Origin of the sequence: Prolixibacter bellariivorans ATCC BAA-1284, from assembly GCF_000621705.1 — a bacterium.
Classification (GTDB): Bacteria; Bacteroidota; Bacteroidia; order Bacteroidales; family Prolixibacteraceae; genus Prolixibacter; species Prolixibacter bellariivorans.
In genome coordinates this window covers 35,041-54,144 of the sequence record NZ_JHXO01000001.1, presented here as the reverse complement: position 1 = coordinate 54,144, position 19,104 = coordinate 35,041, and the positions used below count along the sequence as shown (strand labels likewise).

16 protein-coding genes are annotated in these 19,104 nt (G+C 46.8%); 13 read left to right on the top strand and 3 right to left on the bottom strand.

Annotated elements, in window-relative coordinates; translation table 11 throughout:
• Nucleotide 1 precedes the first annotated feature (1 nt).
• Genes T426_RS0100265 through mnhG form a run of 4 tightly spaced genes read left to right on the top strand, consistent with a single transcriptional unit; the run spans nucleotide 2 to nucleotide 2,482 of the window.
• The gene (locus T426_RS0100265; protein ID WP_025862522.1) at nucleotides 2-1,498 is read left to right on the top strand and encodes a Na+/H+ antiporter subunit D; all 1,497 of its coding nucleotides are present in this window, start codon (nucleotides 2-4) and stop codon (nucleotides 1,496-1,498) included.
• A 12-nt stretch (nucleotides 1,499-1,510) separates the two neighbouring features.
• On the top strand, nucleotides 1,511-1,849 hold the full coding sequence (locus T426_RS22260; RefSeq protein WP_025862521.1) for a Na+/H+ antiporter subunit E: 339 nt from the start codon (nucleotides 1,511-1,513) through the stop codon (nucleotides 1,847-1,849).
• Nucleotides 1,846-2,133 (top strand): MrpF/PhaF family protein, encoded by a 288-nt coding sequence (locus T426_RS0100255; RefSeq protein WP_025862520.1) that lies wholly within the window; start codon nucleotides 1,846-1,848, stop codon nucleotides 2,131-2,133. The genes T426_RS22260 and T426_RS0100255 overlap by 4 nt, the downstream gene beginning before the upstream one ends.
• Nucleotides 2,123-2,482, top strand: a complete 360-nt coding sequence (gene mnhG / locus T426_RS22255) for a monovalent cation/H(+) antiporter subunit G (protein WP_036984089.1) — start codon at nucleotides 2,123-2,125, stop codon at nucleotides 2,480-2,482. The genes T426_RS0100255 and mnhG overlap by 11 nt, the downstream gene beginning before the upstream one ends.
• A 228-nt stretch (nucleotides 2,483-2,710) precedes the next feature.
• Here the strand turns inward: mnhG and T426_RS22250 are convergent, their stop codons facing one another.
• A complete protein-coding gene (locus T426_RS22250) occupies nucleotides 2,711-4,150 on the bottom strand; it encodes a sodium:solute symporter family protein (RefSeq protein WP_025862518.1) in 1,440 nt (479 codons plus the stop codon).
• A gap of 409 nt (nucleotides 4,151-4,559) precedes the next feature.
• Here T426_RS22250 and T426_RS0100235 point away from each other — a divergent pair, with 409 nt between their 5' ends.
• The 7 genes from T426_RS0100235 to T426_RS0100205 all read left to right on the top strand — a co-directional run bounded on the left by T426_RS0100235 (nucleotide 4,560) and on the right by T426_RS0100205 (nucleotide 11,976).
• Nucleotides 4,560-5,171 (top strand): TetR/AcrR family transcriptional regulator, encoded by a 612-nt coding sequence (locus T426_RS0100235; RefSeq protein ID WP_025862514.1) that lies wholly within the window; start codon nucleotides 4,560-4,562, stop codon nucleotides 5,169-5,171.
• A 69-nt stretch (nucleotides 5,172-5,240) separates the two neighbouring features.
• A complete protein-coding gene (locus tag T426_RS22245) occupies nucleotides 5,241-6,716 on the top strand; it encodes a TolC family protein (protein WP_169737665.1) in 1,476 nt (491 codons plus the stop codon).
• A complete protein-coding gene (locus tag T426_RS0100225) occupies nucleotides 6,706-7,704 on the top strand; it encodes an HlyD family secretion protein (protein WP_027585125.1) in 999 nt (332 codons plus the stop codon). Before T426_RS22245 ends, T426_RS0100225 begins: the two co-directional genes overlap by 11 nt.
• Nucleotides 7,705-7,754: 50 nt before the next feature.
• The gene (locus tag T426_RS22240) at nucleotides 7,755-8,936 is read left to right on the top strand and encodes an ABC transporter permease (protein ID WP_169737664.1); all 1,182 of its coding nucleotides are present in this window, start codon (nucleotides 7,755-7,757) and stop codon (nucleotides 8,934-8,936) included.
• Nucleotides 8,937-8,948: 12 nt separating this feature from the next.
• Entirely contained in the window at nucleotides 8,949-10,148 is a 1,200-nt protein-coding gene (locus tag T426_RS0100215; protein WP_025862511.1) for an ABC transporter permease, read from the top strand.
• A 169-nt stretch (nucleotides 10,149-10,317) separates the two neighbouring features.
• Nucleotides 10,318-11,415: an AI-2E family transporter gene (locus T426_RS0100210; protein ID WP_025862509.1), complete on the top strand. Its 1,098-nt coding sequence runs from the start codon at nucleotides 10,318-10,320 to the stop codon at nucleotides 11,413-11,415.
• Between the two features lie 96 nt (nucleotides 11,416-11,511).
• The gene (locus T426_RS0100205) at nucleotides 11,512-11,976 is read left to right on the top strand and encodes a MaoC family dehydratase (protein ID WP_025862508.1); all 465 of its coding nucleotides are present in this window, start codon (nucleotides 11,512-11,514) and stop codon (nucleotides 11,974-11,976) included.
• A 328-nt stretch (nucleotides 11,977-12,304) separates the two neighbouring features.
• On the opposite strand, the gene trpS is transcribed toward T426_RS0100205, so the two are convergent.
• Nucleotides 12,305-13,312, bottom strand: a complete 1,008-nt coding sequence (gene trpS / locus T426_RS0100200) for a tryptophan--tRNA ligase (protein WP_025862506.1) — start codon at nucleotides 13,310-13,312, stop codon at nucleotides 12,305-12,307.
• A gap of 251 nt (nucleotides 13,313-13,563) precedes the next feature.
• Between trpS and T426_RS0100195 the strand changes: the two genes are divergently transcribed.
• Entirely contained in the window at nucleotides 13,564-15,774 is a 2,211-nt protein-coding gene (locus tag T426_RS0100195; RefSeq protein WP_036984087.1) for a GH92 family glycosyl hydrolase, read from the top strand.
• 168 nt (nucleotides 15,775-15,942) lie between these two features.
• The gene (locus T426_RS0100190; RefSeq protein WP_025862504.1) at nucleotides 15,943-16,536 is read left to right on the top strand and encodes a MarC family protein; all 594 of its coding nucleotides are present in this window, start codon (nucleotides 15,943-15,945) and stop codon (nucleotides 16,534-16,536) included.
• 337 nt (nucleotides 16,537-16,873) lie between these two features.
• Here T426_RS0100190 and T426_RS0100185 read toward each other — a convergent pair whose 3' ends face one another.
• The gene (locus T426_RS0100185) at nucleotides 16,874-18,964 is read right to left on the bottom strand and encodes a helix-turn-helix domain-containing protein (RefSeq protein WP_211253546.1); all 2,091 of its coding nucleotides are present in this window, start codon (nucleotides 18,962-18,964) and stop codon (nucleotides 16,874-16,876) included.
• Nucleotides 18,965-19,104 lie beyond the last annotated feature (140 nt).

Here is a 19,104-nt window from a genome sequence, read left to right as displayed (position 1 = left end):
GATGGAAAACCTACTCATGTTACCTTTGGTTCTTCCTGTTTTAGCGGCAATTGTCAGTTTGTTCGCAAAAAACAGCCTGAACTTCCGAAAGGCTTCGGGAGTGTTTTTCACGCTGGCGCAACTGGCGGTTGCTATCGTTATTCTGGTTAAAGTCTACCGCGATGGCATTCTGGTGTTGCAAGTGGGAAGCTGGCCGGCACCGTTTGGCATTACGCTGGTGGCTGATATGTTCAGTGCCATCATGCTTTTCTTTGCCGGACTTATTGGCTTTACGGTTTCGGTGTATGCACTGGGGATGATGGACGAACGTCGATTGAAATTCCATTTCTATTTGCTGTTCAATATTCTGCTGTTGGGCGTGAATGGCGCTTTCATAACCGGCGATGTATTCAATCTCTACGTCTGGTTCGAGGTGATGCTCATTTCGTCGTTTGTTTTGATTACGCTGGGCGGAGAACGTAAACAACTGGAAGGAGCGGTGAAATATGTGACCATCAACATGGTTTCGTCGATGCTTTTTCTGGCGGCAGCCGGATTGCTCTACGGAAAGATGGGTACACTGAATATGGCCGATTTGGCGGTAAAGTTGCAACACGAGCCTGCTTCGAATCTGGTGAATAGTTCTGCGATGTTGTTCTTCATTGCTTTTGGTATTAAGGCGGCTGTTTTTCCTTTCTTTTTCTGGTTGCCGGCATCCTATCACACGCCGCCGGTGGCGGTTACGGCACTTTTTGCCGGGTTGCTAACCAAAGTGGGGGTGTATGCCATGATTCGGTTCTTTACCCTGTTTTTTATGCCGCTTGGCGGAATTTGGAAAGAGCTGTTCCTGATAACCGGTGGCCTGACAATGCTGATTGGTGTCTTTACGGCTGCATCGCAATACGATATCCGGCGGATTTTGTCGTTTCACATCATCTCCCAAATCGGTTACATGATTATGGGACTCGGTTTTTTCACGCCGTTGGGGATTGCCGGAGCCATTTACTATATGGGGCACAACATTGTGGCCAAAACCAATACGTTTATGGTCGGGGGCATGGTGAGTAAGCTAAAAGGCACTTTTGAGTTAAAGAGTATTGGAGGTTTGTACAAATCACATCCCTATTTGGCACTGTTGTTTGTGATTCCGGCGTTTGCACTGGCCGGAGTCCCGCCTTTGTCCGGCTTCTTCGGGAAATTCATTTTGGTAAAAGCCGGTTTCGATTCGCACCATTTTCTGGTGACAGCCATCTCATTGTTTGTGGGGCTTATCACCCTCTTTTCGATGATGAAGATCTGGAATGAAGGATTCTGGAAAAAGCAGCCGGAAGACGCAGAAGAGGTGATCGCTTACCAGGAAAAGAAATTGGGGTTTGCCATGATATTTCCATCAGTGGTACTGGCGCTCTTTTCTATCGGGATGGGGGTTGCCGTCGGTTTCTTTTTCGATTTCTGCATGACGGCAGCTCATCAATTGCTCGATCCGTCATCTTATATAAAAGCCGTTTTAGGAAACTAATACCGGAAAACAATGAAGTACATCTTTGTGAAAATAGTTCAGGTCATCGCGTTCGCCGGGTTTTATTTGTGGGAACTGCTCAAAGCTAATCTGGTATTGGCGTACGATATTTTAACGCCGACGCATCACATGAAACCCGGCATTGTGGAAATTCCGCTGGACATAAAAAGTGATGCGGAAATCGTCACGTTGGTGAACCTGATCACCATGACTCCGGGGAGTTTGAGCCTAGATGTGTCGGAAGACAAGAAAAGGCTGTATGTACATGTTTTGTATTTGGAGGACCCGGAAGCCTACAGGGAAGAGGTGAAAACAGGGCTTGAAAAAAGAGTAAAGGAGGTTTGGTCATGATACTTCTCTCAACGGTTATTACCAATGCGGCCAACGTGGCGATGGGTATGTTACTGCTCGCATTTTTTCTGGCTTTCTGGCGGCTGGTGAAAGGACCCAGTTTGCCCGATAGAGTGGTTGTACTCGATCTGATTGCTTCTCTGGTGATCGGAATTACGCTCGCCATAACTTTTTTAAGCGGAGAAAAAGTTTACCTGAACGTAGCGGTGATGATTGCGCTCATCACATTTATGGGAACGGTGGCTTTTGCCATCTATCTAAAAAAGCGATACTATGATAAGTGAATGGATTTCGGCGGTATTACTGGTTTTGGGTGCCTTTTTTATGTTGCTGGCTGCCATTGGCGTGTTGCGTCTTCCCGATTTGTACATTCGAATGCATGCTGCCACTAAAGCCTCTTCGTTTGGAGCACTGTTAATGCTGGTGGCGGTATCCATCCATTTTCCGGTTGCTTATGTGATCATCGAAGCGGCGCTTGTCATTATTTTCATTTTCATCACCGCTCCGGTCGCCTCACACATGATTGGTCGGATTGCCCACTTGTTAAAAGTGCCAAAATGGGAAAAAACAATCATCGACGAGCTGGAAAATCGAATTCATTATGATGAAAAGGGAGGTAAAACTGATGATTAATGTAATACTTTAATATATTCCATGTAAACTACAGTTAATTAGTGTATTCAAGTGATTTCGATAAAGTTTTCACGAGAGACTGAAGATGTACATCCTTCCGTTTTCTTAAAGAAATAGTTTAAATAGATTGGGAGCATGACCTAAGTGCACTCATTGCTAAATGCCAACGTATAATTTTAAAAAAAGGGTGACCTGTTTGCGGGTCACCCTTTTCGTTTAAATGCCTAATCACTTATATAGGTAGGCAGGCTTTGGCGTTTTTATTCGGTTAACCAGAATAAATACTAACAAAGCTGCAATGATACCAAAGAAGATAGGATCAAGGCCGTATGGCAAATCTTTCTTGATGAGCGTCAATGTAATCGTTAGTGTTCCGCCGGTTACCATTGACCAGAAAGCGGCACCGGGGTCTTTTCGTTTGAAATACAGAATTCCGAGAACGGGAATCAGGAGGCCGGAAACCATGAAGGCGTAGGAATAAAGCATCAGCTCCAGCACATTCTGCATGCTGGAAGCCAGCAGAATGGCAAAAACACCCACGATAATGGTCACTATCTGAGGGACAACCATTTTGCCCCGTCCGGATTTGCCTTTGAATTTGAAGATATCAGTCAGAATATTTCCGGAAGCAGCCATCAAACAACTGTCGGCGGTGGACATGACAGCTGAAAAATAAGCCGCCAGCATAAGCCCCATGACGCCGGCAGGAAGTACATATTTCAATAGCAATGGAAGTCCCAGCTCTGCATCAATGCTATTAACATCGGCGAAACCGGCATCAGCAAACATCCCCTGGATGGTGGCCACACGGGAAAACATTCCGAGTAAAACGCCCATGAACGACATCAGCGGATATTCGAACAAGCCGGCGATGTACCAGGCGCGTTTCGCCGTCTTTTCATCTTTGCAGGCATAAATCCGCTGGTAAAGCGTCATTCCTATAAACCAGATAGGAATAATGGTAATACTCCAGTTGATGATTTTGGCAATGGAAATATTTTGTAACGAGAAAAATTTGTCAGGCAAAGTAGCGTTAATACCATCCATTCCGCCAATCCCGATAAAACCCAATGGAATTCCAATGAAGACCAGTCCAAACATTAGGATGGCCCATTGGAAACTGTCGGTGTAAATTACCGCTTTCAGGCCGCCAAGGCCAGTATAGGCAACGGCAATCACACCCATCACAATCAGGGCAATTTTGGTGTCAATTTCCGGGAAGGTTGCAGTTGCCAGTTTTGCTCCCGCCAGCAGCTGCGAACTGGTAAAACCGATGTAACCAATGGCTGAAATAATTCCGGCCGCAAAAGCTACTCGTTTATCGTAATGAGTACCCAGAAGTTGAGGAAAAGTAAGCAGATTTTGATCACGTGCTGACTGAAAAATCTTAGGAATAAGGATGACGGCACTCAGCCAGGCACCAATCAAACCGGTAAACAACATCCAGCTTCCCGAAAGGCCCATCACAAAACCCAGCCCGCCAAGTCCGATGGAAAATCCCCCACCCACATCGGTAGCGACGACCGAGAGGCCGATATGAAAGCTTCCCATTTGGCGTCCGCCCACGTAATAATCTTCTTCGCTTTCGTTTTTCCGGTGGTGGTAAATACCGATGGCTAAAACAACAATGAAATAAATAATCAGAACGACTGCATCAATCAGTGTCATAACAACTCAATATTTTGATTAGGCTAAAAAAAGATTTCGGTATGAATATTTTTTGACAATACCCGGATGTATTTCCCCGAAAGGGTTAGGCGGAATGAGGCTTATGATTTGCCCCGGATTCCCGTCAGCAGGTATCGGTTGTTCACCTGTCTCAGCGATGAACATAAAAAAAGGGAGAGTCATACCGAACTGGCCCACCCTTTTGCTAAAATAATGAATCACGGGCGTTTGACCAAAAGTGGTGTTATCTCATTAATGGAATACCTCGGATTACCTTCCTTTTATTTTGGGGGCAACCGGATAAAGGATTAATTTTTTGTTACGGATAGTGTTGGATGATTACTACACGAAAAACTTCGCTACTTTTGTGTGGAAACTAAAAAAACGAAAAAAGTATAATTAAGGGAGTGTGAAAAAGTCCGTAAATTATCAGAAGATTGTTGAAACCGCAAGACTTCTCTATTTCCGTTTCGGGTACAGCCGTATTACGGTAGAAGAGATTGCACGGGAAATGAAGATTAGTAAAAAAACGATTTATAATCATTTCACCGGTAAAAGAGAGATTCTGGATGAAGTAATTGAGCTCATCAAACAGAAGTTTCAGCAGGATATTGAAGCCGCAATGAATCAGCCGGGCCTTACCTACCGGGAAATACTAAAAGCTCAGCTAACAGTGGTGGGCATGTGGCTGAACGACGTAGCAGTGTTCTCAAAAGACATTCGCGAACATGTACCCGATGCCTGGGAAGTACTGAATCAGTTCAAGAAGGAAGCGGCATTGATGTACCTGAACAATTTGTTGGCGGAAGGTGTAAGACAGGGTTTTTTACAGGAAAATGACAAGACAAATATGGGATTGCTCATTTTTTTGATCTCGGTGGAAAACTTGTTGGATCCGCGGTATCGCGAATCGTTGCCGCCAGCTTTGAAGCAGCGAATTCCACATACGCCGGAACAGGTTTTTAATGGAATTGTGGATGTTATTTTTGATGGAATAAAAGACGGAGAAAATCGTGGATGATGAATTTTTCACAGGTTTTCGGAAGGATACCAAACAACTGGCAGAATACATAAAATGACAAGAAAAAAAATGAAAAAGTTTCCTGTTCTCCTGGGAATTTTGATGACACTAACCGTCCCGTCAGCATGGGCGCAGGAAGGGGAAAGTGATGCTGCCGATACGGTGACTATTTCTTTTGCTGACGCGTTGCATCAACTATATGAGGCCAATGGGATGATCAAAATGGCCGGTTCGGAAAAGAAGCAAAGCGAATATGAGAAGAAAGCCACCGGAGGCCTTCGTTTTCCGCATGTTTCGTTATCAGCCAACTATGTGGCAATGTCCGATCCGATTCACCTCGATTTGACACCGGTTAAGGATGCCATCACCCCTTTGTATCAAACGCTGGCTGGCTACGGAAGCTTCTCTCCTGATGTTGCCACGCCGCAAATCAGGCAACAACTGGCTGCCGGTCTGGAACAGATTGAGGGAACGAATTGGATCCAGATTATTCAGAAAGACAGGTTTGGAACCGTTGACGCGACTATGTTTTGGCCATTGTTCACCGGAGGAAAAATAGATGCGGCAAATAAAGCAGCCGAAATTAAAGTTGAGGTTGCAGATGCAAAACTGAAAGCAACTTCGGCAGAGCAGGTTTCCGACTTGGTGCAGCGGTATTTTGGATTACGACTGGCTGAAAAAGTAGTGGAAGTGCGCCGGGAGGTGATGGAAGGAATGGCCAAGCACCTGGACGATGCACGTAAACTGGAAGCAAATGGAATGATTGCAGCTGCCGAGCGATTACATGCTGAAGTGGCCTATGCGGATGCGGAACGGGAATTTAACAAAGCACAACGCGATGCCGACCTCATCCGGACTTCACTTCAAAGTACGCTGGAAAAGAATGGTAACTTTTTTCCGTCAACAAGTCTGTTCCTCACGGCCAACCTCGGTGATTTGGAGGAGTTCAAAAGCGAAGCGCTGGCCAACAATCCTGGCTTGAGCCAAATCCAGTCAAAAAAGATGCTGGCTGACCAGGGTATCAAAAAGGAAAAATCGGCCTGGTATCCCGATGTGTATATGATGGGAACCGCCAATGTGTATAACAAGGATTTGTCAGAGTATATGCCGGACTGGTATGTGGGCGTTGGTTTGAAGTTCGATCTGTTTGACGGGCGTGCCCGGGTCAATAAAATTCATGCTGCCCGATCGGCAAAAGACCAGGTGGAAGCTTATGAAAGGAAAGTCCGGTTTGATATTCAAACAGCAGTCACCAAGCTATACCTCGAAATGCAAAACGATAACGAACAATACCAATCGCTTGGGAAATCATTGGAATTTGCCGACGAATATCTTCGGGTGAAGAACAAGGCCTTCCAGCAAGGGTTGGCTTCATCGACTGATGTGGTGGATGCCAGCCTTAATCTCTCCAAAACCCGTATTGAACGCCTGAAAGTGGTGTATGAATTTGATGTTATGCTGGCTAAAATGCTGGAGATATGTGGCCGGAGCAACGATTTTGAAACCATTCGAATGAATAATCAAGGAATATCCTATGAACAATAAGAATTTAACTATCGGAGCAGCGATTGTAGCTGCGTTGGTTGTCCTGACATTGGTTGGGTGGTTTGCTTTTAAGCCGGCGCCTACCATGTTGCAGGGCGAAGTGGATGCGAAGGAAATCAAGGTTGCATCGAAGCTGGCAGGTCGTGTTAACAGCATTCCGGTAAAGGAAGGGCAGAAAGTAACGCGCGGTGAGGTTTTACTCACCATTAGCAGTTCGGAAGTAGAAGCCAAACTGGAACAGGCCCGTGCGGCTCGTTCAGCTGCTGTAGCGCAGAAAAACAAGGCGGATAAAGGGACCAGGGTTGAGAAGATTGTCGCGGCTAAGAATATGTGGATGAAGGCGGAGGCGGCATCGGAGTTGGCGGCCAAAACTTATGAGCGGGTATTGAATCTTTATAACGAAGGCGTGATTCCGTTGCAGCAAAAGGATGAAGTTGAAACGCAAAAGGAAGCGGCAGAGATGACAGCCCGTGCGGCACGGGCTCAATATGATATGGCTGTGAAGGGAGCCCGTTCGGAAGATAAGGCAGCTGCAGATGCTATGGTGGAACAAGCCAACGGCGCCGTTTCGGAAGTCGAATCGTATTTGAAAGAAACAAAACTGGAGGCACCCATTGACGGTGAAATCTCGAATATCATTCCCGGTGAAGGCGAATTGATCAGTACCGGTTTTCCGGTGATCACGATTGTCGATCTGAATGACATCTGGGTAACCTTTAATATCCGTGAAGACATGCTGGCCAAAATGAGGATGGGTGACGAATTCAACGTAAGCATTCCTGCACTCGGAAAACAAGAGGTGACCGTGAAGATTACGTACATCAATCCGTTGGGCGACTATGCCACATGGCGGGCCACGCGCAGTACCGGTGATTTCGACATGAAAACCTTTGAGGTGCGTGCTGTTCCGGTGAAAAAGCTTGATGGGATGCGTCCCGGAATGAGTGCCCTGATTAACTGGGATAAATATAAACCGTTGAATCGTTGAGTGCCCGGCGCCTTTTGGGCCGGATTGTAAAATGGAAAGATCCTATGGCAATGAGCGATAATTCACAGCACGGAGTCTGGAATACTTTACGTCGAGAGCTGGGGCGCATGGCCTCCGACCGGGTGTATTTGTTGCTGATGCTCGTTTTGCCCCTGGCTACATTCGTGTTTTTTATCACCATGTTTCAGGGGGGCAAGCCCGAAAATCTGCCGGTAGCGGTTTACGATGCCGATCATTCTTCTCTTTCGCGGCAGGTAACCCGCATGATCGATGCGACTTCTTCCATCCGGATTACCCGTGAAGTGGATGATTTGGCTCAGGGGAAAGCATTGTTGCAGGAGAAAAAGGTATATGGCTTAGTTGTTTTTCCTACCGGGATGGAAAAGGATGTTTATCGCGGAACCGCTCCCAATGTGGTGGCTTATTACAACAATGCGTTCCTGATACCGGGCAGTTTGCTTCAGCGTGATATTAAAACGGTGGTTGGAACGGTTTCGGCCGGCATCGCCTTATCGACCAGCGAAAAGAAAGGGAGCACACCAAACCAGGCCATGGCTCAAATCCAACCTATCCGCCTCGATACTCACGTGTTGTTCAATCCGTATACTAGCTATTTCTATTATCTGGTATCCTGTTTCCTTCCGGTGATGCTCCAGATTTTTATTATGACCGTTACCGTTTATGCCCTGGGAACGGAGCTCAAAGACGGAACGGCATCCGATTGGCTCGACAGTGCAGGCGGAAATGTGATAAAAGGGTTGTTTGGAAAAATGTTGCCTTACAGTTTGGTATTCCTGTTGATTGCCTTTCTTATGGTTATTGGGCAATTCAGCTATTTCGGGATGCCCTTGCGGGGAAGTTTGGGGTTGATTTTGTTTGGAACACTGTTGTTTGTGGTTACTTACCAGGCGGTCAGTATTTTTTTTGTCAGCGTCTTTCCCAGTCTTCGCATGTGCCTAAGCATAGCCTCGTCATATGGAGCCATGGCTTTTACCTTTTCAGGATTAACGTTTCCGTATTCCGCGATGCCTTTGGGAGCAAAGTTGTTTGGGATGCTTTTTCCGTTTAGTCATTTCCTGAAGCTGTTTATCGATCAGGCGTTCCGGGGAGCGCCTCTAGCTGTCGATCTGCTGACGATTGCTGGTTTGAGTGCATTCCTGGTTCTTCCATGGCTGGCTTTGCATAAGCTCAAACGGGTAAGTTATGCTCCGGAATACTGGCACAGGATTTAAGCGTTTTCGACTATGAGAAAAAATAAAACAGGACTGATAGGAGGGATACGGAGCGTGTTTAGCGTTTGGAGGCAGGAGTATATCAACATTCTGTCCGATTTCGGGGTGTTGCTCATTCTTGTCATTGCCGCGGCTGCCTATCCGTTACTATATGGCTACGCATACAGTACCGAAGTGTTACGCGATGCTCCGGTAGCGCTGGTCGATCTGGACGGGACCGGCCTCAGCCGGCAGTTGACCCGAATGATTGATGCGACTGAAGAGATGAAGATCAAGGAGATGCCTGGAAGCCTGAATGAGGCAGAGAGCGATTTCTACAAGGGGAAAGTAGATGGTGTATTGCTTATTCCGAAAGGATTTGCTGCTAATATCTATAAACAGCAGCAAGCAACTGTTTCGGTGTACTGCGATGCCAGCTATTTCATGAATTACAAACAGGTGCTGCAGGGCGCCAATTACGCGGCCGGAACCCTTGCCGGGCAAATCAAAGTGCAGCGGGCGATGGCCCATGGCGCTACCCTCATACAAGCAAAGGCGCAGACAACTCCGCTTGGTTTGGTGGAAACACCGTTGTATAACCGAACCGGAGGCTATGGTACCTATGTAATGCCGGCGGTGTTGATATTGATTTTGCAGCAAACGTTGCTTATTGGAATTGGTATGCTGGGCGGAAGCCAGCGCGAGCAGAATTCTTTCCATTTTGCCATACTTAAAGGGAGCACGGTCAATAGCGCCCTCACTATTATTCTGGGAAAAGCAGGAGCCTATATTTCCATATACCTAATCCATGCCATTTATCTTTTCGGCGTTGTCTTCCGGGTATTTCATCTCCCGGTCCGAAGTTCATTGCCCGAAGTTCTGGTGTTTATATTCCCAATGATGCTCGCGGTTACCTTCCTCGGGCTGACGATGGTTTCGTGGTTCCGGAAACGGGAACAATCCATCATGTTCCTGATCTTTCTTTCCATTCCCATCCTTTTTTTAAGCGGAATTTCATGGCCGGTGGAATCCATGCCTGCTTTCTGGCGCGGGCTGGCACAAATCATTCCGAGCACGCCGGGCATCGAAGGCTTTATTAAGCTTCACCAGATGAGTGCTACGTTTCATCAGGTGAGCCGTGAGTGGTTTATTCTTTGGGTAATGGCATTTTTCTATTTTGGTACTGCCTGGATTTCGTTTACAGGAATTGTAAAAAAACATCGCAGGATGTAAGACGCTTTTCGTAGCACTGTGGTTATTTAAGCGATAGTCCCTGTCCCGGTTTTTCCGGATTGCGGGGACTATTTTTTGTGCCATACAGCGGATTTCGTAATTTGATGAACGAAATAATGCGTTTGTTGGTTTATTGAGTCAGACAACACTACCTGAGCAGACAGCAATTATGGAGAAAGACATCAAGCCGAATATTCCCGCGTATTTCTATTGGAGCGCCACGATTGCTCTGATGATCGTATTCCTGATTGTTGGACGTAGTATCCTGGTGCCGCTGGCATGGGCCATCTTGTTTTCCTTTCTTTTGGTCCCCCTGGTCATTTTCCTGGAAAAGCACGGATGGAAACGGCCGTTGGCCATTCTCACTTCACTGATATTGTTTCTCATCATTATTGGGGCGCTCATTTACTTCCTGGGTTCGCAGGTGGTGGCCATCAGTAGTGAATTGCCCTCCATTACGGGGAAGCTGTCGGTGTACATTAACGATGTGAAAGACTTTGTTGAGGCACATTTAAATATTATTCCGCAGGGGAGCGACTTGCAGAAGCTTTTGGTTGGACAGGTTGAGAAAGTGGCGTCCTACTTTTTGAAACACGTAACCACCATCGGGCAAACGCTCATGTATGTTTTCCTGATGCCGGTGTTTGTTTATTTCCTTTTGTACTATCGTGAATTACCGGCCCAATTCGTAAAGGAACGTTATCGCGACCGGGAAAACCGCGAATCGGTAAGTCATATTTTCTTCAAGATTCAGAAGATGATCGAAAAGTACATGGTCGGTGTACTTTGGCTGACCATGACCACAGCTGTCATGGATTTCATCGTCCTGATAAGTTTGGGCGTTAACTATGCCCTTTTCTTCGCGGTAATGATTGCGCTGCTCAACCTGATTCCTTATGTGGGAAACCTGATTGCCATGATTGTGGTGGTGGGCTATGCGTTGCTCACCTCCGATTCCTTATTGATTCCGCTTCTGGTACTCGGATTGTTGTGGGCAGCCAACATGTTGCAGGAAAACCTGGTACGGCCGTGGTTGGTGGGCTCTTCCACTAAAATCAATGCTTTCGTGGTGCTCATCTCAGTCATCGTCGGGGGGATGGTCTGGGGAGTATCAGGCATGGTGCTGTTCATCCCGATTGTTGGTGTGGTGAAAATTATCCTGGAAGAGGTTCCCAGCCTACGACCTTTTGCTGTTTTTCTGAGTGATACCAACAAAGTTGAAGGTGAAAATATACTGGAAAACCAAGAAATGAAAACAGAAGATTGACAGTGTATTGCCGTCAGCGGCTTCGATTTTTCGTCGGATGATTGGCGAAAATGATTTATCTTGCCAGCTGAATCAAAATTAAAACCAAATTGAACGATGAGTAAATTAGTTATCGGCAGCTTTGAAGAATTCAAGGCGTATGACGGGAAGGAGATGGGTGTTTCCGAATACCTGAAAATTACGCAGGAACAAATCAACCTTTTCGCAGATGCGACACTCGATCACCAATGGATTCATACCGATCCCGAAAGAGCGAAAACGGAAAGTCCGTTTCAAACAACCATTGCCCACGGATATCTGACGCTTTCTGTTCTTCCTTATCTTTGGGAGCAGATTGCAGAGTTTCACAATGTGAAAATGCTGGTCAACTACGGAATCGATAAATTGAAGTTTAGCGAGGCGGTTCGTGTAGAAGATGAGATTCGTTTGCGGGCCAAACTGAAATCGGTGGTAAATCTTCGTGGCACGACCAAGGCAGAACTTAATGTGGAACTGGAAATCAAAGACAAGAAAAAGCCGGCATTTACTGCTACGCTGATTTTCCTTTACCACTTCGAATAAACCATTTGGGTTCCTGGTAAGCCGGGTGTTACGGAATTCATTATGAAGCATGTTTTCCACATACCGGCATTATTGCGGGATTGATGATATCAACAAACGTCGCCGGATTACTGGCGACGTTTGTTTTATCCGTACTTTCCACTCATCCCGAGCCTCCGGTTTGCTTGGGAAAGTCTGCCACCGATTGGCTTTTAGGCTTCCTATATGAGGATATCATCCCTCAGAGGAATGACGCACCTTAACTATAGCAGCGTGCAATAGCCGCAAATGAAAAACCCCGGCATCAGCCAGGGTCTTCAATATTATCGTGATAAAGTGGATTAATCCATTAATAGAATTTCCGGAAACCAATGATTTCACGCACTTCCTTCAGCGTTTGAGAAGCCGATTCACGGGCTTTTTCAGCGCCCATTTGGGCTACTTTACCCAGATAGGCATCATCCTTCACAATCTCCTCAATTCGTTCGCGTATGGGCGTCGTAAAGTTAATAATATCCTCTGCCAGCTGTTTTTTCAAATCGCCGTAACGGATAGAGCAGTTGTTGTAAGCATCGTCGAAATGTTTTACCGTGTCCGGTGTCGAAACCACGTCCATCAGAGTAAACAGGTTCTGAATGGGTTCCGGCTTTTCCTGGTTCATCTCGGTCGGGCCGGCGTCAGTTACAGCGCGCATCACTTTCTTGCGAATGCTTTTCGGATCTTCCGCTAAACCAATAGCATTACCTTCCGATTTACCCATTTTTCCTGAGCCGTCCAGTCCGGGGATTTTGATCATATCCTTTCCGTCGAATGTGAAAGGCTTGGGAATGGGAAACTCTTCCACCTTGTACATCCGGTTAAAACGGCGGGCAAATGTACGCGCCATTTCCAGGTTTTGCTCCTGATCTTTTCCTACCGGGACAAAGTGTGCTTTGTGGATAATAATGTCGGTCGCCATCAGCACCGGGTAGGTCAACAGGCCGGCATTCACATTATCGGGTTGCTTCCGGGCCTTATCTTTAAATGAAGTCGTTCTTTCTAACTCGCCCAGGTACGCATTCATGTTCATGAAAGTGTACATTTCGGTAATTTCCGGAATATCGCTTTGTATAAACAGCGTGGCTTTTTCCGGATCGAGTCCGCAGGCCAGGTATTCCGAAAGTACCTGTCGTACATTCTGGTACAGGTGATCGGGATGCGGGTGTGTGGTTAACGAGTGAATATCGGCAATAAAGAAATAGCAGTTCATGTCATGCTGCATCTGCACGAAATTCTTCACAGCCCCGAAATAGTTTCCCAGGTGAAGGTTGCCGGTTGAGCGGATTCCGCTGACGACTGTTGGTACTTTGGAGTTCATATCGTTGTGTTGTTATGATTTACGGATGAATAAAAACAGATGCAAAAATAGCAAATGTTCCCGAAAGGGGAAGGATGAATCGGCTCCGGCTTAGGCAATTGTTTCCGGTTTGAATCATTGCAGGTAGGAAATTCGTAAACGAGAAATGTTTTCAAATGGATTTACTTTTATAATTTTTAGTCTATTCTGGAACTTTCGGTATTTTTATCAGTGAATTTTTATCCTATTTGTAAAACAAACTTTTGTGACCAATGATTCGTAACATTCTTCCTTTACTTACCGGGATTATGTTGTTGGCAGTGGCTTGCCAACCAACAAAGAAGACAGTGCAGCAACCGGAGCGGTTGACCGACTTTGTCAACCCGTTTATCGGAACCGCCGGCCACGGACATACCTATCCGGGAGCGGCTTATCCGTTCGGACAGATACAGTTGAGCCCCGATAACGGCGTTTCGGGCTGGGACTGGTGTTCAGGTTATCACTATTCCGACAGCATCATTTCCGGATTTTCCAATTTGCATCTGAGCGGAACCGGCATCGGCGATCTGGCCGATATCTCTTTCCTTCCGGTGAATGAGCCCGTAACCTACAAGCCGGGTGAAAAAAATGCTGACTTTACCAAAAAGTATGCAGCTACTTTCTCGCACGACGAAGAGATGGCTTCACCGGGATATTATGCCGTGACATTGCAGGATCGCGATGTGCGGGCCGAAATGACGGTGACCGAGCGTTCCGGGTGGCAGCGTTATACTTTTCCCGACGAGGGAGAGCACAACATCATGCTGAACCTCGGTTTCGCCATCAACTGGGACAAACCTTACGAAACCGCCATCACGGTAGTGGATGATCATACCATTACCGGGAAACGTTTTTCGCACGGTTGGGCAGCCGACCAGCACGTTTTCTTCGTAGCCCGGTTCAGTGCCCCAATTCAGAAATCAAAAATTTTCGATGCACCGACGGATGCCGAGAAAGTGGGCGTATTCACGTTCGGCGAAAACCATGTGATGGTGAAAGTGGCAATTTCCTCCGTTTCGGTGGACAATGCCATAGCCAACCTCACATCGGCACCGGAGAACTGGGATTTCGATGCAGTACACCAGGCAGCCAGCGATGCATGGGAAAAAGAGCTGGATAAAGTTCGCATCAAATCGAACGACCCCGATCAGAAGACGACCTTCTACACCGCGTTGTATCATACGATGGTTGCACCTGCACTTTTTTCGGACAAAAACGGCGATTTTAAAGGTGTCGACGGCAGTACCCTGAAGGCGAAAGGTTATAATCGCTACACCGTGTTCTCGCTTTGGGATACCTACCGCGCGCTGCATCCGCTGTTTACGGTTATGCATCAGGACCGGGTGAACGATATGGTGAAAACCATGCTCGACCATTACAAGCAGACCGGCCTGTTACCTGTTTGGGAACTCGAAGGCAATGAAACCTTCTGCATGGTAGGAAACAGCGGCGTACCGGTCGTTGGTGAAGCCATTCTGAAAAACATAGGCAATTTCGACCGTGAAGAAGCCTATGAAGCGATGAAGAATACCATGATGTCGGATCGCGACGGACTGGATTACTACAAAAAGCTTGGCTACATCCCGGCCGATAAGGTGAACGAGTCGGTTTCCAAATTACTGGAATATGCCATAGACGATTACAGCGTGGCGCTTGTCGCGAAGAAATTGGGCAAGACCGATGATTACAATTACTTTCTGAAGCGGTCGCGGAATTTCAAAAATATTTTCGACCCCAAAACCGGTTTCTTCCGTGGGAAAAAATTAGATGGCAGCTGGACAGGCGATTTCGATCCGGCTTATTCGAAACATCGCCAGAGCGATTATACCGAAGGAAATGCGTGGCAGTATCTGTGGGAAGTGCCGCAGGATGTGCCCGGTTTGATTGATTTGCTGGGCGGCAAAGATGCTTTCGCCAATAAACTCGATACGCTTTTTGCGCTGAAGCATGGTGTAAAAGGCGCCGAAGCGTCACCCGATATTTCTGGTTTGATTGGTGGATATGCACAGGGGAACGAGCCCGGTCACCATATTACCTACCTGTTCAACTATGCTGGTGAGCCGTGGCGTACGCAGGAACTGAACCGTCAGATTCAAACCGAGATGTACTACAACGCACCCGATGGTCTTTGTGGAAACGAAGACTGCGGACAGATGTCGGCGTGGTATGTGTTCAGCGCCATGGGATTTTATCCGGTCAGTCCTTCCGACCAGCAATATCAGCTGGGTTCGCCCATCGTGCAGGAGGCGCAAATTACGGTGGCTCCCGGCAAGGTGTTCACCGTAAAAGCACCGAATGCTTCGGAGGATAACCTGTATGTGCAGTCGGTAAAACTGAACGGACAGGAGTTGCACCGTTCGTACATCACGCAGGAAGAAATTATGAACGGCGATACGCTGGTTTTTGAAATGGGACCGGAACCGAACAAGAACCTGTTTCAGTAAATGATATCATAGGGGAATTCGTTCCCGCTGCTCAACCCGTCAGGTTTCCAAAACCTGGCGGGTTTGCTTATTATTGCAAAGGCAAATTCAGCCGGAAACTATTCTGTCGGAATCTTGTTCTCTATTCTAATTTGGACGAAAGTCTTAACCTAATCAATTTTAACCATCATGGACACAGGAAATACTATTTGGTCGGCAGCCGTTTTGTTGTTTTTGCTCATGGACCCGATTGGCAACATACCCATACTTTTGGCGGTGCTGAAAGGAATTGAGCTTAAACGTCAGCGGACCATCATCATCCGGGAGCTGCTGATTGCTCTGGGGATTTTGGTATTTTTCATTTTCACCGGAAAGCCCTTGCTGAATTTTATGCACTTGCAAAAAGAGGCCGTGACCATCGCCGGAGGAATCATCCTTTTGATTATTGGCTTACGAATGATTTTCCCGAAACCGGAAGGAGTGATGGGCCAAACACCCGGAGGCGAACCTTTTCTTGTTCCTATTGCCATTCCGATGATAGCCGGGCCATCCGTCCTGTCCATGTTAATCCTGATGAGCCAGGGGAGTCCCGCGAACCGTGTCGGCTTAGTCCTTTCCCTGGTGATTGCCTGGATCATGTCCTTCATTATCCTGTTGGTGGCACCAGCCCTCATCAAAGTGTTGAAACAGCGAGGATTGATTGCCCTCGAACGTTTCATGGGAATGATTTTGGTGATGATGGCTGTACAGATGCTACTTGACGGCTTTAAGGAAATACTGTAAGTTCTTGATACAACAGTTCCCATTTGCTCGAAATGCCTTCCGGTAAACGGGAAATACATGATCAGAAGGAAGAAATACATTGCCGGATAAGAGAAATAGGTTTCCGAACGAGAGAAATGTCTTGCCGGATGTAAGAAATAGATTCTGAACAGGAGAAATACATCTCCGGATACGAGATAAGGATTCTAAACAAGGGACATGTTTTGTCCGATGTGAGAAATGAATTCCAGAATACGAGAAATCAATTTCTGACTGAGGGAAATTAGTTGCCGGATTTGAGAGCTTTGATCCGGTAAAGAGAAATGCATGTAATTGTCAGGAAGAACATTGTTTTGACTTATATCACCCCTTTTGCCTCCAGCGAGGCTTTCATTTCGCGGTGTTGGTTCTGAAATCTGCTGTCGATGGTATGCAAAATCTTCTTGAAGTCGGGGTTGTCTTTCACGTTATCGATGAGCGGGTCGATCTTAAGGAATAGAACCACCCAGTAGTGGTAATCATCTTGTTGTGAAAACAGTTTCAACTGTTCAATTGCTTTAGCTGTGTTGCCTTCGTAGGCTTCATACATCGCCAGGCTTAAGTGCTTGTAGATGGATTGGTCGCCTTCAGCGAAAGCTTTGTAATTCTGCAAATATTCAGCTGCCTTGGCAGTTTGTCCTACTTTGGCCAGTACCAGTCCAATCTTGGCGTCTTCGCCCGGGAAAATCGCCAGGTGATACTTCTCTTTGGCAGCAATGAACGGTTTGTAATAGCGATAAGCGCTTTCGTAATCACGCTGGTAGTAACAGATTTTTCCCACCTCCTGCAACACATCCAGCCGGGTCGTATCCTTTTTCAGCACGGCAATCAGACGATTTCGCAATTTCTGTAAGTCTGGATTCCGGGCATACTGTATGTATGCTTTCACATATTGAGAGTAGAGATTATCGGAATGATAAGCAAGTGACTTGTTGATATATTTTTCAGCTTCATTCACAAAGCCACTCTGGATGAATGCATTGCTGATGTGGAGGAAAATGAAGCTGGCTGTCACCGAATCGTTGGCGGCAATGTTCAGTTGGGTGCCTTTCAAGGCATATTCCAGGTACTTCTCCGTGTTGGGGGAGTAAGTCGAATAAAAATCAGACAGGAGGTTGATGACGATGGCAGAATTGGGATGATATTCCAGCGCCTTTTGCAGATAAGGCTCTGCCAGCTTATACTCCTTACCGTGCATGTACGAGAGCGCTTTGGCTATCAAACTTTGTGGCAATTGTGCATCGTATAGCAGCGCTTTGTCGGCATTTTCGTTAATCTCTTCGCTGTACTGCTTATGCGTTTGGTTAATGTCCAGGTAATAGTATGCAATGGCGATATCGGCGTAAGCGCGGGCAAACTTCGGGTCGTGTTCTACCGCCTTTTGGAACAATGGGAGGGCTTTTTTCAGGCCTTCACCGGTTCCTTCGTGGAAGTAGTCCATTCCTTTCAGAAAGTAGTCGTAAGCGACCAAATTCTTTGTGGGTACTTTGTCGATGCGTTTCCTTTCCTCCGGCGTGATGATGACTTCGATTTTCTCAGCGATGTTTTTAGCGATTTCGTTTTGCAGTGAAAAAATATCCTTCGTTTCGCGGTTGTATTGTTCCGCCCACAAGTGTTTGTCGCCATTGGCCTCAATTAGCTGGACATTCAGCCGGATGTGATCCCCGATTTTCTGTCCGCTGCCTTCCACCACATAGGTCACGTTGAGCTCTTTGGCGATTTCGGAAATGAGTTCGGGATGGTGACGGTATTTTTCCACGGAAGTGCGGCTAATGACCCGCATATGTTTGATGTTTTGAAGATTGTTGAGGATGGATTCCATCACGCCGTTGATGATGTACACGTTGGTGGAGTCGTTGCTGTCGTTGATAAAAGGCAACACCGCGATGGATTTCTCCTGTGTTTTGGGCTTTTGGGCCATCGGCCCGATGATGAGGTAGATGATGTTGGCCGTAATGACAACCAGAATAACGGCCCACAGCCAAACCAGACTTCTCTTTTTTTTCGGAAGGTCGGCCCGGTCCGGTTCTTCTTCGGCGGAAGCCTTTCCTTTTGCTTCGCCGGGCGGATAGCCATACTGGTCGCGGAAGCATTTGATGAAGTAAGAGGTGCTGCCAAATCCCACCCGGTACGAAATTTCCGAGGTAGTCAGCGACGTTTCTTTCAGCAGTTCCATAGCTGCATCCAGGCGTACCTGACGAATAAACTGACTGGCCGAAAGATTGGTCAGCTTTTTCACCTTGCGGAGAAGGTTGGAACGGCTCATGCCCATTTCGTTCGCCAGCTCCGACACACCGAACTGCTCGTTCGACAAATTCTCTTCGATAATGGCCGTCGCTTTGCTTAAAAATTCGTTTTCTATGGTTCCGGATTCGGGCATGGTCAGTTTCGCATCAGGTATTTTGTGCAAAAGTTACGCATAAAGTTTTAAACCCCCATTTCAGGCCGTTTCGTCGCCGTTTGCGTCATAATTGATATGCCTGCGTCATAATTTTCATGGCTTCTTCAAACTTGATACGATTCACCGCATGGGTGATAGGCTTTGCGCCA

Bases quoted from the DNA above. Each gene is read 5' to 3' on its own strand.
- T426_RS0100265 (WP_025862522.1), top strand. From the start codon at position 2: ATGGAAAACCTACTCATGTTACCTTTGGTTCTTCCTGTTTTAGCGGCA.
- T426_RS22260 (WP_025862521.1), top strand. From the start codon at position 1,511: ATGAAGTACATCTTTGTGAAAATAGTTCAGGTCATCGCGTTCGCCGGG.
- T426_RS0100255 (WP_025862520.1), top strand. From the start codon at position 1,846: ATGATACTTCTCTCAACGGTTATTACCAATGCGGCCAACGTGGCGATG.
- mnhG (WP_036984089.1), top strand. From the start codon at position 2,123: ATGATAAGTGAATGGATTTCGGCGGTATTACTGGTTTTGGGTGCCTTT.
- T426_RS22250 (WP_025862518.1), bottom strand. From the start codon at position 4,150: ATGACACTGATTGATGCAGTCGTTCTGATTATTTATTTCATTGTTGTT.
- T426_RS22245 (WP_169737665.1), top strand. From the start codon at position 5,241: ATGAAAAAGTTTCCTGTTCTCCTGGGAATTTTGATGACACTAACCGTC.
- T426_RS0100225 (WP_027585125.1), top strand. From the start codon at position 6,706: ATGAACAATAAGAATTTAACTATCGGAGCAGCGATTGTAGCTGCGTTG.
- T426_RS22240 (WP_169737664.1), top strand. From the start codon at position 7,755: ATGAGCGATAATTCACAGCACGGAGTCTGGAATACTTTACGTCGAGAG.
- T426_RS0100215 (WP_025862511.1), top strand. From the start codon at position 8,949: ATGAGAAAAAATAAAACAGGACTGATAGGAGGGATACGGAGCGTGTTT.
- T426_RS0100210 (WP_025862509.1), top strand. From the start codon at position 10,318: ATGGAGAAAGACATCAAGCCGAATATTCCCGCGTATTTCTATTGGAGC.
- T426_RS0100205 (WP_025862508.1), top strand. From the start codon at position 11,512: ATGAGTAAATTAGTTATCGGCAGCTTTGAAGAATTCAAGGCGTATGAC.
- trpS (WP_025862506.1), bottom strand. From the start codon at position 13,312: ATGAACTCCAAAGTACCAACAGTCGTCAGCGGAATCCGCTCAACCGGC.
- T426_RS0100195 (WP_036984087.1), top strand. From the start codon at position 13,564: ATGATTCGTAACATTCTTCCTTTACTTACCGGGATTATGTTGTTGGCA.
- T426_RS0100190 (WP_025862504.1), top strand. From the start codon at position 15,943: ATGGACACAGGAAATACTATTTGGTCGGCAGCCGTTTTGTTGTTTTTG.